Here is a 21,114-nt window from a genome sequence, read left to right on the forward strand (position 1 = left end):
ACACCCTGACGCAAATCGCTCAGGACCACCTATCGTTACAGCTTTCCGTGTGTAAGGAAGCTCACGATATGCTGCGAAACATTCCACTCAGTGCCTCAGGCCGGTTACGGCTGCTCATCGGGGTAACCTTGTGCAGCCAGTTGCTGATGCCCACCTTTGCCATGGCCGACCCGGCCTATGACGCCCTGATCATCCAGGCGCGCAACGGCAACTTCACACCCGCCCTTACTCAATTGCGTCAGCTGCCTGCCGAGCGCCAGACGCCAGGCCAGATCAGCGATCACCTGGTGATTGCCGGTTGGGCCGGCCAGGATGCCGAAGTGCTGAAGGTGTACGAGGCCCAGGGTCAGAACCGCAACCTGACCGCCCAGGCGCTGGCCACGGTCGCGAAGACCTATCGTAACCAGAAGCAGTGGGCGCAGGCCGAGGCGGTCTATCGCAAGGCGCTGCTGCGTGAGCCGAACAATGTCGACCTGCAACTGGGTCTGGCTCTCACTCAGGCAGACGGCGGTAAAGCCAGCGAAGCGGTGCAACGCGCCCGCGCGCTGGTGGCCGCCAAGCCCGATGACCCCAACCGGCGCATGGCCCTCGGCTACGCGCTGACCCGCGCTGGCTTGCAGTTCGACGCGCTGAATGAATTCGACCAGGCGTTTATCCGCGCCGGCGACAAACCGGAAGTGGCTCGCGAATACATCGTCGCCCTGCAAAAAGCCCGCTTGCCTGAGCCTGCGCTGCGCCTGTCGGCCCAGCGGCCAGGGCTTGTAGACCCTGTGACCCAACGTCGCCTGGAAGGTGACTTGGCTGCCGAGCGCGTGCGCATGGCCGAGTTCGCCACGCGCTCCGAGAAGGAACGCTACGTCATCGCTGACCGGGCGTTGCAGGGTTACGACCGACTCCTTGCCCGTTGGACCCCGGACCCCACCGCCCATGACGACGTGCTGACCTGGCGCATTGACCGCCTGGGCGCGCTCAAAGCCCGCGCGCGCACCGCTGACGTGATCCGCGAGTACGAAACCCTCAAGGCCGAAGGTGTGCAATTGCCCACCTACGCCGTGCGTTGGGTGGCGGCGTCCTACCTCGATCAGCGCCAGCCGGAAAAAGCCGAACCGTTATACCGCCAGGCGCTGAGTGCGCCCGACGCCGAACCCGATGATCGGGTCGAAGACACCACGGCGCTGTTCTACGCCTTGCAGGAAAGCGACAAAGCCGACGACGCGCGCGAGGTCGCCAACACCCTGGCCAAAAGCCAAAACCCACGGGTTGAACTCAAGGGCTTGCCCGTTGGCAACCCCAGCGACGCATGGATGGACGCGCAGCAACTGTCTGCCCAGGCTGGCGTCTTTGGCGGCGACCTGCCAGGCAGCGAGGCCGGCCTGGAAGCGCTGGTGGCCAAGGCCCCAGGCAATGTCGGCTTGCGCCTGGCCCAGGCCGATATGTACCGCGCCCGCGACTTGCCACGGCGCGCCGAAGGCATTCTCAAGGAAACCGAGGCCCAGGCCCCGCGCGATATTGGCCTGGAAGTGAGCCAGGCCTACACCGCGATGGACTTGCAGGAGTGGCGCCAGCTCGACGTGCTGACCGATGACGTGGTCGCACGTAACCCGGATAACCGCCAGGTGCAGCGCCTCAGCCGCCTGCGCGATGTGCATGACATGGCCGAGCTGCGGGTCGAGGCCTACACCGGCAAAAGCTTCGGCGGCGGCAACAACGGCGATGCGGGGGCGGTGTCGGGGAACCGTGACTGGGGCATCGAAAGCCGTCTCTACACGCCACCCATCGACGAAGACTGGCGCCTGTTCGCCGGTGCCGGCTATGCCCGCGCCGATTTCGAAGAAGGCACCGGCCAGCACCGATGGCAGGTTGTCGGCGTCGAGCGGCGTACCCGCGACATGACCATTGAAGCCGAGGTCTCCAACCACTCCTACGGCGACGGCTCCAAACAAGGCGCCGCCGTGTCGATTGCCCGCGACATCAATGACAACTGGCAATACGGCGGCAGCCTGGGCTACCTCCTGTCCACCACGCCCCTGCGGGCGTTGAATGACGGCGTCACAGCCAACGGCGGTAGCGGTTTTATCCGCTGGCGCGCCAACGAAAGCCGTGAATGGAAGCTGACCCTCAGCCCCTCCCATTTCAGTGATGGCAATGACCGCTTCGAAGCCTTGCTCAGCGGCCGCGAAGGCCTCTACAGCTCGTCCAAAGTGCAAGTGGACCTGGGCCTCGAAGTGGGTGCCAGCCGCAACAGCAAGGAAGACACGGTCTACTTCAACCCGAAGTCGGACTTCACCGTGTTGCCGGTCCTCAATATCAACCATGTGCTCTATCACCGCTACGAGACCCAGTGGAGTCAGCAGTTCCAGGTCGGTGCGGGTACGTATAGCCAGCGGGATTATTCCACCGGTGGCATCGGTCTGGTGGGCTACGGCCAACGCTTTCGCTGGAACGATGTCCTGGACGCCGGCGCCAACCTGAGCCTGATCAGCCGACCTTACGACGGTGATCGCGAACGCGATCTGCGCCTGCTCGTCGACCTCACTTACCGTTTCTAGAAGAGCCTGACCATGACCGTCCTCAGCCGATGCTTGTTGATTCTGGGCGTAATGCTGGCCAGTGCCTGTGCCCAGCAACCCGCGCCTTTCACTCCACCCGCCGAGCGGCCGACACCGGCCAACGAAGCGCCGTGGCCGAAAAACCATTTCCTGGGCATTGCCTACCACGACGTCGAGGATCGCGACCCCGATCAGGCGGTGGTGGCGGTGCGCACCGAACGTCTGATCGAGCAGTTGGCCTGGCTGCGCGAGAACGGCTACCAGGCGGTCAGCGTCGACCAGATCCTGGCGGCCCGCAACGGTGGGCCGGCGTTACCGCCCAAAGCCATCATGCTCAGCTTCGATGATGGTTATTCCAGCTTCTACACACGGGTGATGCCGATCCTGCGCGCCTACCACTGGCCAGCGTTGTTGGCGCCCGTGGGCTATTGGATCGATACGCCACTGAACAAACCGGTGGATTTCGCTGGCCAGCCACGGCCGCGTGGCGAATTCCTCACCTGGCAGCAGATCCGCGAAGTGTCCCAGTCAGGCCTTGTGGAAATCGCGGCGCACACCGATGCCAGCCACACCGGCATCCTCGCCAACCCCCAAGGCAACCTGGAGCCGGCGGCGACCTCGCTGCGCTTTGACCCGGCCACGGGGCGCTATGAAAGCCAGGCGCAGTTCGATGCACGGATGCGTGCCGATGTGGTGGCGATTTCCAACAAAATCCAAAAGGTCACCGGCAAGAAACCGCGCGTGTGGGTATGGCCGTACGGTGCAGCCAAGGGCACTTCACTGGCGATCGTCGGCGAGCAGGGCTATCAGATGGCCCTGACCCTGGAAGATGGCCTCGACAGCTCGAATGACTTGATGAACAGCCCACGCTTCCTGGTGGCCTCCGACCCGGACGGCGAGCACTTCGCCAACAGCATCGTCGCGGCGCAAGCCAAGGCACCGCTGCGCGTGTTGCACGTGGACCTGGATAACGTCTACGACCCGGACCCGGCCCAACAGGCCCGCAACCTCGACCAGCTGGTGCAGAGGGTGGTCGACATGGGCGCAGGCACCGTGTTCCTGCAAGCCTTCGCCGACCCCAAGGGCGACGGCCTGGTGCATGAGCTGTACTTCCCCAACCGCCACTTACCGGTACGTGCCGACTTGTTCAACCGCGTCTCCTGGCAATTGCACACCCGTGCCCATACGGCGGTGTATGCCTGGATGCCGGTGCTCAGTTTCGCCCTCGACCCCAAGCTGCCACGCGTGACGCGCTGGGACCCGGAAACCGGCAAGGTCGGCCTCGACCCGGACCAATATAAGCGCCTGTCGCCGTTTGACCCGCAGGTGCGCAAGATCATCGGCGAGATCTACGAGGACCTGGCACGCAACAACGCCATCGACGGTGTGCTGTACCACGACGACGCCGTGTTCAACGATTTCGAAGATGCCAGCCCGGCCGCGCTCAAGGCGTATGCCGCCAACGGCCTGCCAAACACCATCGAGGCCCTGCGTGCCGACCCGGCCGTGATGCAACGCTGGACGCGCTTCAAGAGCCGCTACTTGATCGACTTCACCCATGAGCTGACCGCCAAGGTCCGTGCTATCGGTGGGCCGCAGGTGCAGACCGCGCGCAATATCTTCGCCGAGCCGATGCTCAATCCGGGCAGCGAAACCTGGTTTGCGCAGAACCTCGATGACTTCCTCCAGACCTATGACTGGACCGCGCCCATGGCCATGCCGCTGATGGAAGGCCAGGAGTACAAGACCTCCAACGCCTGGCTGGAGAAGCTGGTGGCGACGGTGAAATCGCGCCCTGGCGCGTTGGAACGCACGGTATTTGAACTGCAAGCCAAAGACTGGCGCACCAAAGAAGCGCCGGATATCAATGCCAAGCAAATGGCTGAATGGATGGGTGTGCTCAAGCGCCAGGGGGTCACGAGTTTTGGTTACTACCCGGACAACTTCCTGGAAAACTCCCCGGACCTGAAGACTGTGCGTCCGGCCCTTTCCAACCAATGGAACCCTTGACCATGTTCGACAGAATCCTGGCTTTATTCGTGCTGGCATTGGTATTGGGCGTGCCCCTGGGCCTGATCTTCCTGGTCACCGGGCAGTTCCTGATGGACTTCGTGTTTTTCTACCCGCTGTTCATGTCGGCGTTGTGGATCGCAGGCGGCCTGTATTTCTGGCTGCACTGGGAGCGCCATTGGCCGTGGGAAGAGGACACACCGGCCCCCACCTTGGCCGGCAACCCGCTGATCTCGATCATCATCCCTTGCTACAACGAAGGCGATAACGCCGCCGATACCATGCGTGCGGCGCTGGGGCAGGTGTATGCGAACATTGAAGTGATCGCAGTAAACGATGGCTCCACAGACAACACCGCTGCGGTGCTCGATGCGTTGGCACTGGAACACCCACGCCTGCGCGTACTGCACCTGGCGCAGAACCAAGGCAAGGCCGTGGCCTTGCGCATGGGCGCAGTTGCCGCGCGCAGCGAGTACCTGGTGTGCATCGACGGTGACGCGTTGCTGGATAAAAACGCGGCGGCCTACATGGTCGCGCCGATGCTCGATAACCCGCGCCTGGGCGCCGTGACCGGCAACCCGCGCATTCGTACACGCTCGACTTTGATCGGCCGCGTGCAGGTGGGTGAGTTCTCGTCGATCATCGGTTTGATCAAGCGCACGCAGCGGGTGTTCGGCCGGATCTTCACGGTGTCGGGTGTGGTGGTAGCGTTCCGTAAAAAGGCGCTCGACCGCATCGACTACTGGAGCACCGACATGATCACCGAGGACATCGATGTCAGTTGGAAGCTGCAGCTCGATCACTGGAGCATCTTTTACGAGCCACGCGCCCTGTGCTGGATCCTGATGCCCGAGACTGTCGGCGGCCTGTGGAAGCAGCGCCTGCGTTGGGCCCAGGGCGGTGCTGAAGTGCTGTTCAAAAATATCCGTGGCATCTGGCAATGGCGCCATCGCTACCTGTGGCCGCTGCTGTTCGAATACTGCCTGTCCACCGGTTGGGCGTTTACCTTCCTGTTGTCGGTGATCTTCTACGTGCTTGGCAAGTTCATGGTGTTGCCACCGGCGATCGCGGTGGACTCCCTGGTCCCGCCAGCGTTTACCGGCCTGGTGCTGGCGATGGTGTGCCTGTTGCAGTTTGCGGTGAGCATCATCATCGACCGCCGCTACGAGAAAGACCTGTGGAAGACTCTGTTCTGGACCGTGTGGTACCCGATGGTGTTCTGGCTGGTCAGCCTGTTCACCACCCTGGTCAGTTTTCCCAAGGTGCTGTTCAACCAGCATCAGAAGCGTGCGCGCTGGGTCAGCCCTGATCGCGGCATCAAACCTACTGAAGAGGAGGCGTGATCATGAAACTGGTCAGAACCCGCCAACGTACGGTGATGTGGATTATCGATGTGCTGTTGACCCTGATGGCCTGGGCCGGGTTGATCTGGCTGCTGGCGCGCGGGATAAGCTCGATGCTGGAAACCCACGGTGGGCCGCGGATCGAGGCGCCGATTTTTGCCGCCCTCAACACCCTGCAGATCTACCTGTGGATCGCCCTGTTCAACGCCGTGATCCTGATCAGCTGGGCGCGCTACCAGCAGCGCCGAGGCCGCAAGTTTGCCCAGCGCCGGGCCGAGGCCAAGGCCCTGACCGACCAGAACCTGAACGAAAGTTTCAGCCTGGGCGAAGGCGACCTGGAGCAGCTGCGTCGACCGGGTGTGCTGGTGATCCATAACGACGAGGACGGCGGTGTTGCCGAAGTGAAATCCCACGTTTCCCGTGATGTGGAGAAGCCTGGGCTGACCCTGGTGTCGGGCAAGGACCAGAATAAAGACGCCAGCTAGGTAAAGGCTGGAAGGGTCGTTCCCATGCAAGGTGGGGACGATCTCGTCTAATCCCGACAAATGGGATCCAATTCACAAAACCGCCGCGAACTTTTCTGCTCTTTCCGGTACTAACTTATCTCTGCGAGAACTAGATGGCCAATTAATGGCAATTTATAAGTTCTCCGAAGAATCGCGATCAATAGTGCTGCCGCTTGTCGGAATAATATGTCCTATTACAAGTTGCATGACCTTTTGATTATATTAAGTCGTTATCAATCAATGGCTTGTGGTGAAAACTAGTACGAGCGTCTAACTAACTCGGCTTTTTGAGTGGGTACAAGTTCGATGTTAGTTTGCCCGCCGTTGATTTTCGATGGATCGAACATGTCTTTGTTATTGCCACGGACCCGGTACCTGCTGTGCACTTTCCTGCTCGCTTATTTGAGCCTGAACAGCGCCATGGCCGCCCCTACGCCTGGGGATCAAGACCTGATCCGCGACCGGCAGAACCGGCTCCTTGAAGAGCAGCGCCGGCGCCTGGAAGAGCTTCAGGACCTGCCCGGCAAAGACACCAAGCCCCAGGCCCCGGCGCTGCCGGCGGATACGCGTTGCTTTCCCATCCAGGACATCGAACTCAAGGGCGCCGACAGCCTGTCCGCCGCCGACCGCACGCGCTTGCTCAAACCCTATATCGGCCAATGCCTGGGCGTTACGCAGCTCAATGAACTGCTCAAGGTCATCACCGACGACTACATCGCCAAGGGCCGCGTCACCAGCCGCGCCTACTTGCCACAACAGGACCTTTCCAGCGGCCATCTGCAAGTGCTGGTGGTCGAAGGCAAACTCGAAGGCATCAAGGGCGCCCAGGGCAGCACGGTCACCGACCGCGAACTGGCCATGGCGTTTCCCGGCAAGGTCGGTGAAGCGCTCAACCTGCGCGAAGTCGAACAATTGGTGGATCAACTGAGCCGCCTGCCGTCCAAACAGGCGCAAATGGAACTGACCCCCGGCACCCAGATCGGCGGCAGCGAAGTGCTGGTCAAAAACCAGCCGCAAAAACCCTGGCGCGCCAGCCTGTCGCGCAATAACGACGGCCAGAAAAGCACCGGCGAACAGCAGTGGGGCGCCGGCCTTGAGTGGGACAGCCCGCTGGGCCTGGCCGATCAACTGATCCTGCGCGGCGGCCACGACGCCATCAGCGACCATCAGAAAACCTCGAAAAACAGCATGCTGTATTACAACGTGCCGTGGGGCTGGTGGAACTTCAGTTACACCTACAGCGAGAGCGAGTACCGCGCGCCGGGCGACCTTGACGGCTACAAGTACAAGCAAACGGGCGACAGCCAGAACCACCAGGTGCGTGCCGAGCGCGTGGTGCATCGCGATGACGTGAGCAAGACCTCGGTCAACGTCGGCCTGACCCATCTGCGCACCAACAACTACTTCAACGACGAGCGCCTGGACGTCAGCAGCAACCGCCTCAGCGAGTTCCAGGTGGGCATCAACCACGGGCGCCGCATCGGTAGCGCCTTCGTCAACCTGGATGTCGGCATGCAGAACGGCACCGGTGCCTTTGACGCCCAAAAGGACGACCAGGAACGCATCCGCGGCAACCTCACCCCAACCCCGCGCTACCGCAAATACACCGCCACCGTGAGCTACCTGCAACCCTTCACGCTGTGGGGCGAATCGTTGAGTTTTTCCAGCCTGGCCACCGGACAGCGCAGTGAGGACGTGCTGTATCCGGCGCAACGCATGAGTCTCGGCGGCTCGTACTCGGTGCGCGGGTTCAAGGACCAGCAACTGACCGGCGACAGCGGCGGCTACTGGCGCAACGAAGTGCGCTGGGCACGCCCGGTGACCCTCGACTGGATGCGCCCCGCCTTTGCCGAATACGGCGCCAGCGTCGGCTATGACCAGGGCGTGATTCGCAACGATCGCTACAACGATGACCAGCACGGCAGGGTTTCGAGTAACTCCCTGGAGCTGTTCGCTCGCGGCAAAAACGTCAGCACCAGCGTGACCTTTGCCCACTCCCTGGAGCGACCTGGCGTGATGACCGAGCGCGAAGCGCCGATCTATTTCCGCCTGGATTTCTACCTGTAATTCAACGCCCGCAGCCTTTGAGATTTTGAATATGGACGTTCGCCCCGTTACTGCCCTGAAAACCCTGAGCCAACGCGGCCTGGCCTTGATCCTGGCCAACGCGCTGTTCTGGCAGCCATTGCTGGCCCAGGCCGACGGTATCGTGGTCAGTGGCCCGGGCACCACGGTCGGCCAGGCGGGCAACGGCGTGCCGGTGGTGAATATCGCCACGCCCAATGGCAGCGGCCTGTCCCATAACCAGTTCAAGGACTACAACGTCGGCCCCAACGGCGTGATCCTCAACAACGCCAACAGCATTGTGCAAAGCACGCAACTGGGCGGGATCATTGTCGGCAACCCGAACCTCAAGGGCGGCGCGGCGAATGTCATCCTCAACGAAGTCAAAGGTGGTAGCCCCAGCCAATTGCGCGGCTACACCGAAGTGGCGGGCCAGTCGGCCAAGGTCATCGTCGCCAACCCCTACGGCATCAGCTGCAACGGTTGCGGGTTCATCAACACCCCCAACGTCACCCTGACCACCGGTAAACCGGTGATCGATCAGGCCGGGCAACTGAAAAGCTACCAAGTCGACGGCGGCGCCGTGACCATCGATGGCAAAGGCCTGAACGCGAGCAACGTCGACCACTTCGAGATCATCACGCGTTCGGCCAAGATCAATGCGCAGATCAACGCGAAACAACTCACGGTGATCGCCGGGCGCAATGACGTCGACGCCCAAAGCCTGAAAACCACCGCGCGCGCCGACGACGGCAGCACCAAGCCGGAACTGGCCATCGACTCGTCGGCCCTGGGCGGCATGTATGCCGGTGCGATCAAACTGGTGGGCACCGAAGCCGGTGTGGGGGTGAAGCTCGACGGCACACTGGCCGCCAGTGGTGGTGATATTCAGCTCGACGCCAACGGCCACCTGAGCATGGCCCAGGCCGCCGCCAGCGGTGCGGTGGACATCAAGGCCGCGAGTCTGGAGACCAAGGGCGCGGTGTACGCGGGCACCACCCTCAAGGCACAGACCAAGGGCACCCTGAAAAACAGCAAGACCCTCGCCGCGCGCGACAGCATCACCCTGGCCAGCAATGGCCAGTTGACCAACAGCGGCATCGTCGAAGCCGGGGTCAACGCCGACAACACCCGCAATGCCGGTGGCGACGTCACCCTCGACAGCCAGCACCTCACCAACACCGGCACGGTGATCGCCAATCGCAACCTCACCGCCACCGCGCAAAGCCTGGATAACCAGGGCGCTACCTTGAGCGCCAAGCAGGCGCTGAACGTCACCGCCGCCAGCGTCGACAACCGCAACAAAGGTCGCCTGCTCAGCGACGGTGCACAAACCCTCAACGTCAGCGGCCTGCTGGACAACAGCCAGGGCGGCATCATCGACAGCACCGGTGCGTTCACCCTCAACGGCAATACCCTGGATAACAGCACCGGTAGCCTGACCGCCGGCGGGGCGATCACCCTGGATTTGATCGGCGACCTGATCAACCGCAACGGCAAGCTGGCCAGCGCCGGGCCGCTGCTGATCCAGCGCGCCGCTCACGTTGACAACCAGGGCGGCAAGCTCGCCAGCCAGGGCTTGCTGACGGTATTTGCCAACAGCATCGACAACCGTAACACCGGCACCCTGGCCGCCAACGCTGGCCTGACCCTGACCACCAGCGGCCTGTTGCAAAACAGCGGCAACGGCCTGATCCACAGTGAAAACGCTGGCGTGACCATCACCGCCGGCACCCTCGACAACAACGGTGGCCGCATCGCCGCCAAGGGCGGTGATGCGCAGATCGACGCCACTGACTTCAACAACGGCAGCGGCGCGTTGTTTGCTCGCGATCGCGTGCACCTGACCGGTATGAATGTGGATAACGGCGGCGAGATCGCCGGCAACCGGATCGACATCAGCCTGGAAGGCGCATTGAATAACCGAGGCCTGATCGAAAGCGCCACGGCCCTTGATGTCGAGACCGCCAGCCTGAACAACAGCGGGCAAATGCGTGCCTTGGGCGCCAGCGGCAAGACCCGCTACGCCATCGGTGGCCTGCTCAACAACAGCGGCAGCCTGGAGACCGCCAACGACCAATTGAGCCTCGCCGCCAATCGCTTCCAGAACACCGGTGGCAAGGTGTTGCATGTGGGCACCGGGGTGCTCGACCTCAGTGGCATCAGCCTCGATGACGTGGGTGGCAGCCTGGTCACCAACGGCGACCTGACCTTCGACAAAGTCAATTGGACCAACAGCACCGCGATCCAGGCCGGGCGCCTGACCGTCAACGTGGATAACCTGCAACAGACCGCCACCGGCAAACTGCTCGGCACCCGCGCCCTGGTCGGCAGCGGCAAGGACTGGATCGTGGGCGGCAGCGTCGCCAGCCAGGGCAGCCTGGATCTTTCGGTGGGCAACCTGCTCAACGACCACGGCCTGATCTTCAGTGGCGGCGACCTGAACCTCAAGGTCGAGCGCCTGAAAAACCTCGGCGCCACGATCTACGCCATGGGTAACCTGCGCGTCGACCGCGACGGCCAGGGCGGCTTGGCCACCAGCATCATCAACAGCTCGGGCACCATCGAGAGCGAGCGCAACCTGGTCCTGGCCGCCAGCACGATCCAGAACATCCGTACTGTGCTCACCACCGAGTCCGGCATCTACAGTGCCTCCATCACGCCCATCGCCTGTATCGACGGGGTGACCGGTGGCGACTGCGAAGGCGGCAAGCAGAACCGGCCGTTCCAGATCACCCAGCGTGATCACTTCATCGTCAGTGATGCCACGGCAGCGTCCAGCATCACCTCGGGCGGCAACATGCTGCTCACTGGCGGCGAGCTGCTCAACAGCAGCAGTAGCATCGCCGCCGGTGGCAACCTCACGGCCATCGTCAACCAACTCACCAACGTCGGCGTCGTGACCCACGATACCCAGTATGACCGCGTCTTTACCTCCGCCCGCGAGCGCAAGCCTGGAGGCTGGTACCGTGAAGCCGCTGCGTTCACCCAGCGCTATTCGGCGGGCCAGGACATGACCGGCGTCGAAGCCGGCCTGGCGTCGTTCATTGGCAAGATGGAGGGCGAGAAGGACAAGCTGCGCAAGACCACCCAGTTGATGGCGCCCGACCAGAGCTACGCCGCCGTCATCCAGGCCGGCGGCAGCGTAGACGTGAAGGCCCAGGCCGGCATCGACAACAGTGTCGTGCGAGGTGGCTACACCTACGTCGGCAGCGGCGCCAACACCAATGCGCCAGGCTACTCGACCCTGGTCAGCCTCAACGCGCAACTGCCACCGGACGTGGCCCAGCAACAGGTCAACCCACTGCGCCTGCCCGGCTTCGACCTGCCCACCGGCCAGAACGGCCTGTTCCACCTCAACGACAGCGATGGCGCCAAAGGCCTGCCCACCAGCCAGTTCGCGGCCAGCCCGCATAAATACCTGATCGAAACCAACCCGCTGTTCACGGCTATGCGCAAGTTCCTGGGCTCGGACTACATGCTGACCAAGCTCGGCTATGACCCCGACACCGCGCAAAAGCGCCTGGGCGATGGTTTCTACGAACAGCGCCTGATCCAGCAAGCCGTACTCGCCCGTACCGGCCAGCGTTTCATCGACGGCCAGACCAGCGACGCCGACCTGTTCAAGCACCTGATGGACAACGCCATCGGCAGCAAAACCGCGCTTAACCTGTCGGTGGGCGTAAGCCTCACCGCCGAACAGGTCGCGGCCCTGACCCACGACATCGTCTGGCTGGAAAACGCCACCGTCGCCGGGCAACAAGTGCTGGTGCCGGTGTTGTACCTGGCCCAGGCGAACAACCGCCTGGCACCCAACGGCGCGTTGATTTCCGGCACGGACGTCAACCTGATCACCGGCAGCAACCTCAACAACGCCGGCACCTTGCGTGCCACCGGCAACCTGCTGGCGAACGTCGGCGGCAACCTCACCAACAGCGGCTTGATGGAGGCCGCTGGCCGTCTCGACCTGCTGGCCGGCAACAACCTTAGCAACCGCGCAGGCGGTGTGATCAGCGCGGGCAACGTCAACCTCGCCGCCGGCGCCGACCTGCTCAACGAACGCAGCGTCACCACCCACGAAAGCGCCAGTAGCTACCGTACCGAACGCAGCGACTTCGTCAACAGCGCCGCGCGCATCGAATCGGCCAACGATCTGGCCATGCAAGCCGGTGGCAACGTCAACAACGTCGGCGGCGTGCTCAAGAGCGGTGCCGACACCACAGTCAAGACGGCGGGCGACGTCAACATCACCGCTTCAAAAAGCCTCGACAGCGGCGCCATCGGCAATCGTTCCAGCTTCACCACCATCGCCCAGCAAGGCTCGGTGGTCGAGGCAGGCCGCGACCTGCATGTGATTGGCGGGCGCGACATCAGCGCCGTGGCCAGCCAGGTTAATGCCAAACGCAATTTAGCGATGGCGGCTACGGGTAATTTGAGTCTCGGTTCGGTCGCGAACGAGCAACACTCGGCATCTAATTCGAAGAAGGTTACGAGCCGGGAAGATCATGTCCAACAAGTGGGCACATCGTTGGTGGCCGGTGACAACCTTTCCTTGAGTGCAGGCAACGACCTCCTCGTCAGCGCCAGCCGCGCGAGCGCCGGTAAGGAAGCTTACCTGTACGCTGGCAACGACCTTGCGCTGAACGCCGTGCAAGACAGCGACTACAGCTATTACCGCAAAACCAAAACCAGCAGCGGGTTGCTGTCCAGCAGCCAGAAGACGCGCATCGATAGTAGTAACCAGATCAGCCAGCAGGGTTCTTCCATCAGTGCTGACACCGTCGTTGCGCGCGCCGGGCGGGACATCGGCACAACCGCCAGTGACGTGGTTTCCACCAATGCCACCAGCCTGATTGCCGGGCGCAATGTGGTGATTGACGGGGCGACGGAAACCTTCGGACAAAGCCATTCCTCCTCGACTAAAAAATCGGGTTTGATGAGCTCTGGTGGGATCGGCGTTACCTTGGGCTCAAGCAGCAACCAAAACACCTTCACCAGCAGCACCGAGACCACCCGGGCCAGCAACATCGGGAGTGTGCTGGGCAGTGTGGACGTCCAGGCTAGTAAAGACCTGACCATTCGCGGCTCTGACGTGGTTGCCGGTAAGGACATCAGCCTTATTGGGCAAAATGTCAGCATCCTGGCGTCCGAAAATAACAATCGCAGCGAACAGACGGCCAAAAGCAAAACCAGTGGTTTGACCCTGGCGTTATCCGGCACTGTGGGTAGCGCGGTGGACTCCGCTTACAAGACCGCCAAACAAGCCAAGAATGAGGACGACGGCCGCCTCTCGGCGCTGCAAGGTGTGAAGGCGGGTTTGACGGGTGTGCAGGCGTGGCAGGCGGCACAGCAGAATGGCGGCATGACCAGCGCTAACGCTGGGCAGTTTGTAGGCATCGCCATCTCGCTCGGCTCGCAAAAATCCAGCTCCAAACAGACCCAGGAGCAGACAGCAAACCAAGGCAGCAGCCTCACCAGCGGCAATAACCTCAGCATTGTAGCCGCCGGTAACGGCACGCCTGGCGCAGACGGGGACATCCGTGTCCAGGGCAGCAAGCTCCAGGCCGGTAATGAAATGCTGTTGGCAGCAGAGCGTGATATCCGCCTGGAAGCAGCCGCCAACACACAAAAGCTTGATGGCAAGAACAGCAGTGGCGGTGGTGCCATAGGCGTCAGCCTTGGGTTCGGTTCCAGTGGTGCTGGCCTGAGCATCTTCGCCAATGCGAATAAGGGCAGCGGCAACGAGAAAGGCACCGGTACAACTTGGACAGAAACGACATTGGATGCTGGCAAGCAAGTCAGCCTGATCAGTGGGCGCGACACCGTCCTTAAAGGCGCACAGGTCAGTGCAGATCAGATTAAAGCCACAGTCGGTCGCGATCTGACGCTGCAAAGTCTGCAAGACACCGACGACTACAAGTCCAAGCAAACAGATGTCAGCGGCGGCGCGAGTTTCACGATTGGCACCATGACGGGTAGCGGCTCGCTCAGCGTCAGCAAAAGCAAGATCGACTCCAACTATAAAAGTGTGCAGGAGCAAACTGGCCTGTTCGGCGGTAAGGGCGGCTACCAGATTGATGTGGGCAACCACACGCAACTCGATGGCAGCGTGATCGCCAGCACTGCAACTCCGGACAAAAACCGCCTGAGCACCGGCACCCTTGGCTGGAGCGTTTTGAAGAACAAAGCCGACTATACAAGCCAGTTGCAGAGCGCCAGCGTCAGCAGTGGCAACAATGGCGTTGAAGGTTTCATCAGCAATATGCCGAGTGGCACGCTGGTCGCATTCAACCATGGCGACAGCGACAGCGGTACCACGTCATCGGCCATTTCCAACGGCACCCTCGACATCCGCGACCCTGCCAAACAGCAGCAGGACGTTGCAACGCTGAGCCACGATGTCGAACACGCCAACGGCAGCATCAGCCCTATCTTCGATAAGGAGAAAGAGCAGAAGCGCCTGCGGCAAGTGCAGTTGATTGCTGATATTGGCACTCAGGCGTCGGACATCGTTCGCACTCAAGGCGCCATCAACGCGGCCAACGCTCAAAAAGATCCGGAAGCGATAGCAGCTGCGCGAGACAAGCTGATCAGGGAGGGCAATACCCGGCCAACGGATGAACAGATCGCCGCACAGGTGACCCGTACGGTGATGCAGCCGTACGGAACGGGGGGCGATTATCAACGTGCCGCTCAAGCGGTGACGGCAGCTTTGCAAGGACTGGCAGGGGGTGACATCGGCTCTGCCCTTGCGGGTGCGTCGGCACCCTATCTGGCAAACCTCATCAAGCAATCAACGCAGGGCAACGATACCGCCCGAATCATGGCCCACGTGGTATTGGGTGCTGTGGTTGCACAGGCCCAAGGGAACTCGGCGGGTGCCGGTGCCGCGGGAGCTGGTACGGGGGAGTTAATTGCGGCGCGGTTGTATCCGGATATTAAAACTGAGAATTTGAGCGAGGAGCAGAGACAGACCGTATCGGCGCTTTCGACATTGGCGTCGGGGTTGGCAGGCGGGCTTGCAGGAGGTGACCTGAGCGGTGCAATTGCCGGTGCAAAGGCTGGCAACAATGCGGTTGAGAACAACTCGCTGGGTGATATTGCAAGTGCGTTAGCTGAGGGTAAGACACTTGAACAAAAGGCTGAAGAGCGCATCAAGGCTGAAAATGAGCGCTACAAGGAGCGAAACTGTGCAGGACTGAGCGCGCAAGCGTGCTCGGTGCAAATGTATGATGAGCGTCGTGAAAACCTTGCTTATACGGTGGCGGGTGGTGCAGTTGTAGCCGGAACGGTGGCAGGAGCCATGCTGCTTGGTCCAGCACTGTTAAATGCCTGTGGGATGAACCCAGTAGTTTGTACCGAACTGACATTAACAGCAGTTGAGTTGCCCTTTGGTGCCGCGACGGCTGGCGGTACGGCGTTAGGTGTGGGAGGATTTGGCAGGCTTGCAGCGAAGGAGGTAGCTGCTACTGCAGATGCTGCGGCAGCAGCGCGGAATGTCGAGACTGCAAAAGGTAGCGCTCTTGATGCAAAAGGTGCAGGTACATCTCTAGAGCGAGATCTTGCCTACGAAAACCCATCGAACCTTGTCCAAAATCGTGTAAGTGAAATTCAGTCACAAATACCTGCGAATTCTCAAGGCCGAATAACTATGGGGGTTGCGGTAGTAGAGGATACGAATGGTGTTCGCTCTGTTCTAGTCAGTACAAGTGAACCTCGTGGCTATCTTCGTCCTGGAGTGAGTTTGCAAGAAGGTGAGAAAGTAGTTGTTGGTACAGGCCACGCAGAAGCGGATATTGTCAGCTATGCCAATGCCAACGGATTGAAAGTTGTTGATATCGGTGCCACACGCCCTGTCTGTGCATCATGTCAGAACGTAATTGAACCGACAGGGGCCAATGTGTCAACGCCATTAAAACCACTGCCAAAGGCTAAACAATGATTATGCGTTTAGAGACGGTTGAGAAAGGCCTTGTAGAAAAGCTTAAGTTAGTCAGTGAGGAGCAACGAAGAAGTGCTGTAAAAGTGGCTTGCGAACTTGCTTTTCAGGCCTGTCCAGTGGAAGTGCCTATTGTTGTCGAGTCTCTTAGGCAACTAAGATCTGGTAATAAACTTACGACTGATCAGATTTCTGAGCTAGATGCTTTAGCTGCACAGTTGGATGAGAAGTATTTTGACTTGCAAGACAGTCTGGACGAAGGGCAAAACTTAAATGTAGAAGGCCTTCAGCTGTTTAGCCAAGCTCGCGCTGTATCGGCGCTGTCCTTAGCTGGTGGAGAGAACTCGCTTATGGCAGCAGCCGAAGCAATATATGAAGCATCATCAGCCGTTGATGATGGAACTCAAATTTTTAAAGCAGTACTTTCGGGTTTGCCAAAGTCTTAATCAGTAGGTCTTTTGCTTTGCCTAATATCCGGCGCATTCTTGGAAAAATAGGGGTCAGACCACGATTAGTGCACCAGTGTATATTGGTGGCCTGACCCCTATTTCATGTTTGTCTCCCCTGGTAGGCGTTAAGCCGGCTACGTATACTTCTGGTCAAATAAGCTCAGCGTTGCAGAAAGCCTATGGCGGTATAGGACGGCCCGAATTGTTTGAGTCAATAAAGCACCTGATTAAATAGGTATGCAAGCATGACTGATAAACAGATATATGAACTAGCTATTGATGATCTTGCTTGTTGTGGTGTTTGGTACTTTCCTATGGATGAGTCTGCGGAAGATGAGTTAACAGTTCGCCCTCTCATTGATAAGGAAACTTGTACTGACGCTCAAATAATCGTTCGCGCTAGTTTTGTTGGGGGAGATGGTTCTAGTTACTTGGGCTATCTGTACTGGGATGGCGGTGGGGAAGTTGAGTACTTAAAGCCTGTCATTCTTCTTGAAGATGGCTCGTTTGTTACATTATGGAATGGGATGGTTGAACCTTCTTGGGCAGACTACTCTGCAAGAGCTCAAGAGCTAAGGAACGGACTTCCTTTCTCATATATTTCAGATTCCCTTCTCGAGCTGCCTGAAATTTCAGGAAGGCTTGAGGGACTATATTACTTAGATGGAAATCACATTTCCTGGGTAAGTTGATGGTTCAAAAGGACCTGCGAGCGGCTCGCCGTCTGGTGAAACAAAGTTAGTCGGTAACGGTAAACCAGCGGCTAATGATGCGAATTTTACAGCAACATCCACATCAGTATGGACGAGCATCTCGAGTGGGTGATCGGGGCCAGACACCCTTTTTGTTTGAGTTTCGAGAAAAGGGGACAGATTTATTTAGTACCGACCAGCGCCAAACCTAAATAAATCCGTCCCCGTTTTTCTACGTCCCCGTTTTTAAAAAAGTTTGGGATAGATTGATAGAGCAGAGTTCTTCAAAAGCTAGAGTGATAACGAGCAAGGAGTTTTTTGATGAATTTGGAAAATGACTTAAATGATGTACTTCATGATATTTTTGAAGGGCGAAAAGATGTGGCCATGTTTGTTGTAAGTGGCAAATATTATTATGTTGTTGATGATAAAGAAAACTATTGCATCGATGTTGGGGTGGAGTACAAAGCCTATATAGATGCTGGTGAAATGGACGCGGATCTTTATGATGATGTAGTAGCTAATTTTAGAGGTGGCATCCCTGTGCTGGATGTCAATACCTTTTCTCGGTATCTAGAAGCTGCAAGTTTGATTGAGTTTTCTGTTGAGGAAATGCGGGACTTTTTCTGTTTTGGATATTCTCCGGAACATCTCTTTGAGATTTATCGACATATCGAAGCTATTTTGTCCAATGACGCGGAGGGGCGGTCGGATGAACTTGATAATTTGAGAATGAGGCTTCCGAAATTCTTTATTGATCTTGATAATAAGGTGCTGCGACACACTGATTGGGATAGAGCTCATGAGGATTACGCTCCTTTGAGATGGGATGCGAAGGCATCCAGTGATTTTGATAAATTAATTTCAACTGAAAATAAATACTGGGTGATCCATGATATGGATTTCTGGATTCTTCACTCATCAAGTTTCATGAAGTAAGGGGTAATCGGGGTCAGGCCACATTTTTATAAAGCCCCCAAATAAGCGGGGCGAATTTCTCTTGGTTGCGTGGCGCACGTAATGGTTTCCGAAAATAGGGGTCAGACCACGGTTACATTAATGGTGGTCTGACCCCTATTTCCCTGACCCCTATTTCCCTACCGGCAACAAGCTCGGTCTGGATGACATGACCGGCAACCAGAAGCTGTACATCAACAGCTCGAAGCGCAACGGCACCGCCAATGAAATGACCTTGACCGGCAGTACCATTGGTTCGAGCGCGGGCAATGTGTCGTTGACGGCGGGGCGTGAGTTGAAGGTGGTGGCCAGTGATCTGGTGAGCACCAAGAACATGAAGTTGAGTGGGGCGAATGTCACCGTTACTTCGGGGATGGAGACGGCCAGTCAGACCAGTAAGGACAGTTCCAAGAGTTTGGCGGTAGGACGGGTGATCGCGGGCTCGGTGGTGGACACCGCCACCAGCATGCGCGACGCGGTCAAAGCGGCCCGTAGTGCTGATGACCCACGACTCAAGGCAGTCAAAATCGCCCAGGCGGCCCTCGCCGCTTACAACCTGAACGGCCAGGCCTCGGACGCCAATGCGCAAAGCTCCGGCTTTAAAAACAAAACCGGCGGCACGCCCGGCAACGGTTCGCTGATCAAGATCGGTACTGAACTGGCTAATAATCGCAGCAAGAACAGCAGCGAATACAACAGCGTCACCGCCAAGCAGAGCACGCTCAACGCAGGGCAAGACTTGTCGATCGTTGCCACGGGCGCTGCGACGGGAACTCAGGGTGATATCCAGATCACTGGCAGCAGCTTGAGAGCCGCCAACACCTTGTTGTTAGCCAAAAACGATGTGTTGATGCAAAGCGCACAAAACACCACCGACCGCAAAAACGAAGGGTCGAAAAGTAAAACCGCTATTGGTGCCAGCTTCAATATTGGCGAGCAAAACGGCTTCACCCTCGACCTCGGAGAATAGTGGTCTGACCCCTATTTCCATTCGGAAGCCAAGCGTTGGCAGTTCGGCGGCGACAAGAAAATGATGGCCGATATCGCGACGGGACTGATCGCCGCGGGCCTTGGTGGCGCGCCCGTCGGTACGACAGTCGGTATCGTCGCCAATACTGCGTCTAGCGAGATCTTCAAGCGAGTGGGTGATTACGCTGAGGCGCAATCCCTGAACCCGAAATCGGACGCGGCCACCCGAGCCGCATGGGCAGAAGGTGGAGCAGCACGCGTCATGTTGCACGCGTTGGCAGGTGCCGCCATGGGGTTGTCCAGCGGCAGTGTGGAAAGTGGCGCGTTGGGGGCTGGTGCTTCTGCTGCGTTGATGCCCTCGATTGCAAAGGCGCTGGAAAACAGCAAATTATCTGAGGCCAGCCAGGACAACATCGCCGCGTTGGTAGCGACCGGGATAGGCGCTGGAGCAGGTGCCGGGAATGGTATCGGCGGCGCGGCTGTCGGGAGTGGGACAGGTTACGGCGTCGAAGTATTCAATCGCCAACTTCACCTGACCCAAGAGGTGCCACTACTCAAGAAGAAAGCTGAAGAGTTAGAGAAAACACAGGGCAAGCCCAAGTCGGATGCTTTGTGGGAAGACTTGCTACGTATGGCGGCAGGATCCAAGGTCGATGCCGTAGAAAACGCGCGTTTGGATGCACTGGAAAAAAACTGGGGCAACGACCCGACGCGGGATTGGCTTGATCGTGATTTGGCGATTGCCAGAGGCGCTATTCAGGAATTGGCGGACCAGAAAATTCCATTAACGTGGAAAGACGGCACCGCAATTATCGCCAATGGCTCTGCGGTTTATGCGTTCAACTCCACCAAAGAGCAGTTTGTAGACACGAGCCTGTTTAATGGTCTGGGCAAAGGCCTTTATGGCGAATTGCCCTTGGCTGACAAATGGGCTCAGTACGGTCGGGAGCAGGCAGATGCTCATGCGACGGAAATCATTAACGTCTCGACCAACGACTTGGCTTCAAAAGACGCGATGTCGAGGCTGTTGGTACTCGCCAGGAAATCGGCTGAACCGGTCACGGCGTTGGATGATGCGCTGCTTTCTCTTGCCGGTGTGCGCTTGGGTGGGAAGATTTCAGAGGTCATTGCCGCTGCCTTGGCGAAAAAGAAGTTGGCCACGGAGGAGTCGGGTGAGTTTTTAGCCCAGGGTGCGAAAGGTTTCACTGAACTGTCGAGTCAGGCTCGTCGTTATCTTAAAGATCTCGAAGCGCAGACCGGATTTAAAGTGACAGATGAACAACGTGCTAACCTCGCCAACATTTTGCGCGAGCAAGAATTCACCAAGCTTTCTCCGGAGCTGTCTGATATTAATAGGAAGCAGTTCAATAAAGTGAAGAATGACTTAATCAGTCAATGGGAGGCTAATACAGGCCAAATGTGGCCGCGCTATACTGAGGACGTTCTTGCTAAGAATGGGCTTACAGTGTCACGAAAGGCGGGGCAACCTTTCGATGCACATCATATTATTGAAAATAGCTTTGGGGGGCCTAATGAATGGTGGAACATGCACCCTGCTAGATTCCCGGATCAGCACCAAGGTGGAATCCATCGCGCGGGGAGCGTAGCGCGAGAAATTTTCTCAGATAAAAAATAG

At 58.8% G+C, this 21,114-nt stretch carries 11 protein-coding genes; all 11 read left to right on the forward strand.

What is annotated here, in order from left to right:
* Positions 1–68 precede the first annotated feature (68 nt).
* The 11 genes from pgaA to KUA23_RS00810 all read left to right on the forward strand — a co-directional run bounded on the left by pgaA (position 69) and on the right by KUA23_RS00810 (position 21,114).
* On the forward strand, positions 69–2,549 hold the full coding sequence (pgaA, locus tag KUA23_RS00760; protein WP_100491783.1) for a poly-beta-1,6 N-acetyl-D-glucosamine export porin PgaA: 2,481 nt from the start codon (positions 69–71) through the stop codon (positions 2,547–2,549).
* Positions 2,550–2,561: 12 nt separating this feature from the next.
* Positions 2,562–4,559: a poly-beta-1,6-N-acetyl-D-glucosamine N-deacetylase PgaB gene (gene pgaB, locus KUA23_RS00765; RefSeq protein ID WP_100491782.1), complete on the forward strand. Its 1,998-nt coding sequence runs from the start codon at positions 2,562–2,564 to the stop codon at positions 4,557–4,559.
* Positions 4,560–4,561: 2 nt separating this feature from the next.
* A complete protein-coding gene (gene pgaC, locus KUA23_RS00770; RefSeq protein WP_099491524.1) occupies positions 4,562–5,902 on the forward strand; it encodes a poly-beta-1,6-N-acetyl-D-glucosamine synthase in 1,341 nt (446 codons plus the stop codon).
* A gap of 2 nt (positions 5,903–5,904) precedes the next feature.
* Positions 5,905–6,387: a poly-beta-1,6-N-acetyl-D-glucosamine biosynthesis protein PgaD gene (gene pgaD / locus KUA23_RS00775; RefSeq protein ID WP_252993302.1), complete on the forward strand. Its 483-nt coding sequence runs from the start codon at positions 5,905–5,907 to the stop codon at positions 6,385–6,387.
* A 366-nt stretch (positions 6,388–6,753) separates the two neighbouring features.
* Positions 6,754–8,475 (forward strand): ShlB/FhaC/HecB family hemolysin secretion/activation protein, encoded by a 1,722-nt coding sequence (locus KUA23_RS00780; protein WP_078046305.1) that lies wholly within the window; start codon positions 6,754–6,756, stop codon positions 8,473–8,475.
* 31 nt (positions 8,476–8,506) lie between these two features.
* On the forward strand, positions 8,507–16,414 hold the full coding sequence (locus KUA23_RS00785) for a two-partner secretion domain-containing protein (RefSeq protein WP_252993303.1): 7,908 nt from the start codon (positions 8,507–8,509) through the stop codon (positions 16,412–16,414).
* A complete protein-coding gene (locus KUA23_RS00790) occupies positions 16,411–16,857 on the forward strand; it encodes a hypothetical protein (RefSeq protein WP_078046307.1) in 447 nt (148 codons plus the stop codon). The genes KUA23_RS00785 and KUA23_RS00790 overlap by 4 nt, the downstream gene beginning before the upstream one ends.
* Before the next feature lie 248 nt (positions 16,858–17,105).
* Positions 17,106–17,552, forward strand: coding sequence for a hypothetical protein (locus KUA23_RS00795; protein WP_078046308.1), 447 nt, complete (start codon positions 17,106–17,108; stop codon positions 17,550–17,552).
* 321 nt (positions 17,553–17,873) lie between these two features.
* Positions 17,874–18,491: a hypothetical protein gene (locus tag KUA23_RS00800; RefSeq protein ID WP_252993304.1), complete on the forward strand. Its 618-nt coding sequence runs from the start codon at positions 17,874–17,876 to the stop codon at positions 18,489–18,491.
* 187 nt (positions 18,492–18,678) lie between these two features.
* On the forward strand, positions 18,679–19,479 hold the full coding sequence (locus KUA23_RS00805; protein WP_252993305.1) for a hemagglutinin repeat-containing protein: 801 nt from the start codon (positions 18,679–18,681) through the stop codon (positions 19,477–19,479).
* A 60-nt stretch (positions 19,480–19,539) separates the two neighbouring features.
* Positions 19,540–21,114 (forward strand): HNH endonuclease signature motif containing protein, encoded by a 1,575-nt coding sequence (locus KUA23_RS00810; RefSeq protein ID WP_252993306.1) that lies wholly within the window; start codon positions 19,540–19,542, stop codon positions 21,112–21,114.

The organism is Pseudomonas pergaminensis, from assembly GCF_024112395.2.
Classification (GTDB): domain Bacteria; phylum Pseudomonadota; class Gammaproteobacteria; order Pseudomonadales; family Pseudomonadaceae; genus Aquipseudomonas; species Aquipseudomonas pergaminensis.

What these genes read in the sequence shown, in the direction of transcription:
- pgaD (WP_252993302.1), top strand. Translation starts at nt 5,905, where the DNA reads ATGAAACTGGTCAGAACCCGCCAACGTACGGTGATGTGGATTATCGAT.
- pgaB (WP_100491782.1), top strand. Translation starts at nt 2,562, where the DNA reads ATGACCGTCCTCAGCCGATGCTTGTTGATTCTGGGCGTAATGCTGGCC.
- KUA23_RS00795 (WP_078046308.1), top strand. Translation starts at nt 17,106, where the DNA reads ATGACTGATAAACAGATATATGAACTAGCTATTGATGATCTTGCTTGT.
- KUA23_RS00805 (WP_252993305.1), top strand. Translation starts at nt 18,679, where the DNA reads ATGACCGGCAACCAGAAGCTGTACATCAACAGCTCGAAGCGCAACGGC.
- pgaC (WP_099491524.1), top strand. Translation starts at nt 4,562, where the DNA reads ATGTTCGACAGAATCCTGGCTTTATTCGTGCTGGCATTGGTATTGGGC.
- KUA23_RS00790 (WP_078046307.1), top strand. Translation starts at nt 16,411, where the DNA reads ATGATTATGCGTTTAGAGACGGTTGAGAAAGGCCTTGTAGAAAAGCTT.
- KUA23_RS00810 (WP_252993306.1), top strand. Translation starts at nt 19,540, where the DNA reads ATGATGGCCGATATCGCGACGGGACTGATCGCCGCGGGCCTTGGTGGC.
- KUA23_RS00780 (WP_078046305.1), top strand. Translation starts at nt 6,754, where the DNA reads ATGTCTTTGTTATTGCCACGGACCCGGTACCTGCTGTGCACTTTCCTG.
- pgaA (WP_100491783.1), top strand. Translation starts at nt 69, where the DNA reads ATGCTGCGAAACATTCCACTCAGTGCCTCAGGCCGGTTACGGCTGCTC.
- KUA23_RS00785 (WP_252993303.1), top strand. Translation starts at nt 8,507, where the DNA reads ATGGACGTTCGCCCCGTTACTGCCCTGAAAACCCTGAGCCAACGCGGC.
- KUA23_RS00800 (WP_252993304.1), top strand. Translation starts at nt 17,874, where the DNA reads ATGAATTTGGAAAATGACTTAAATGATGTACTTCATGATATTTTTGAA.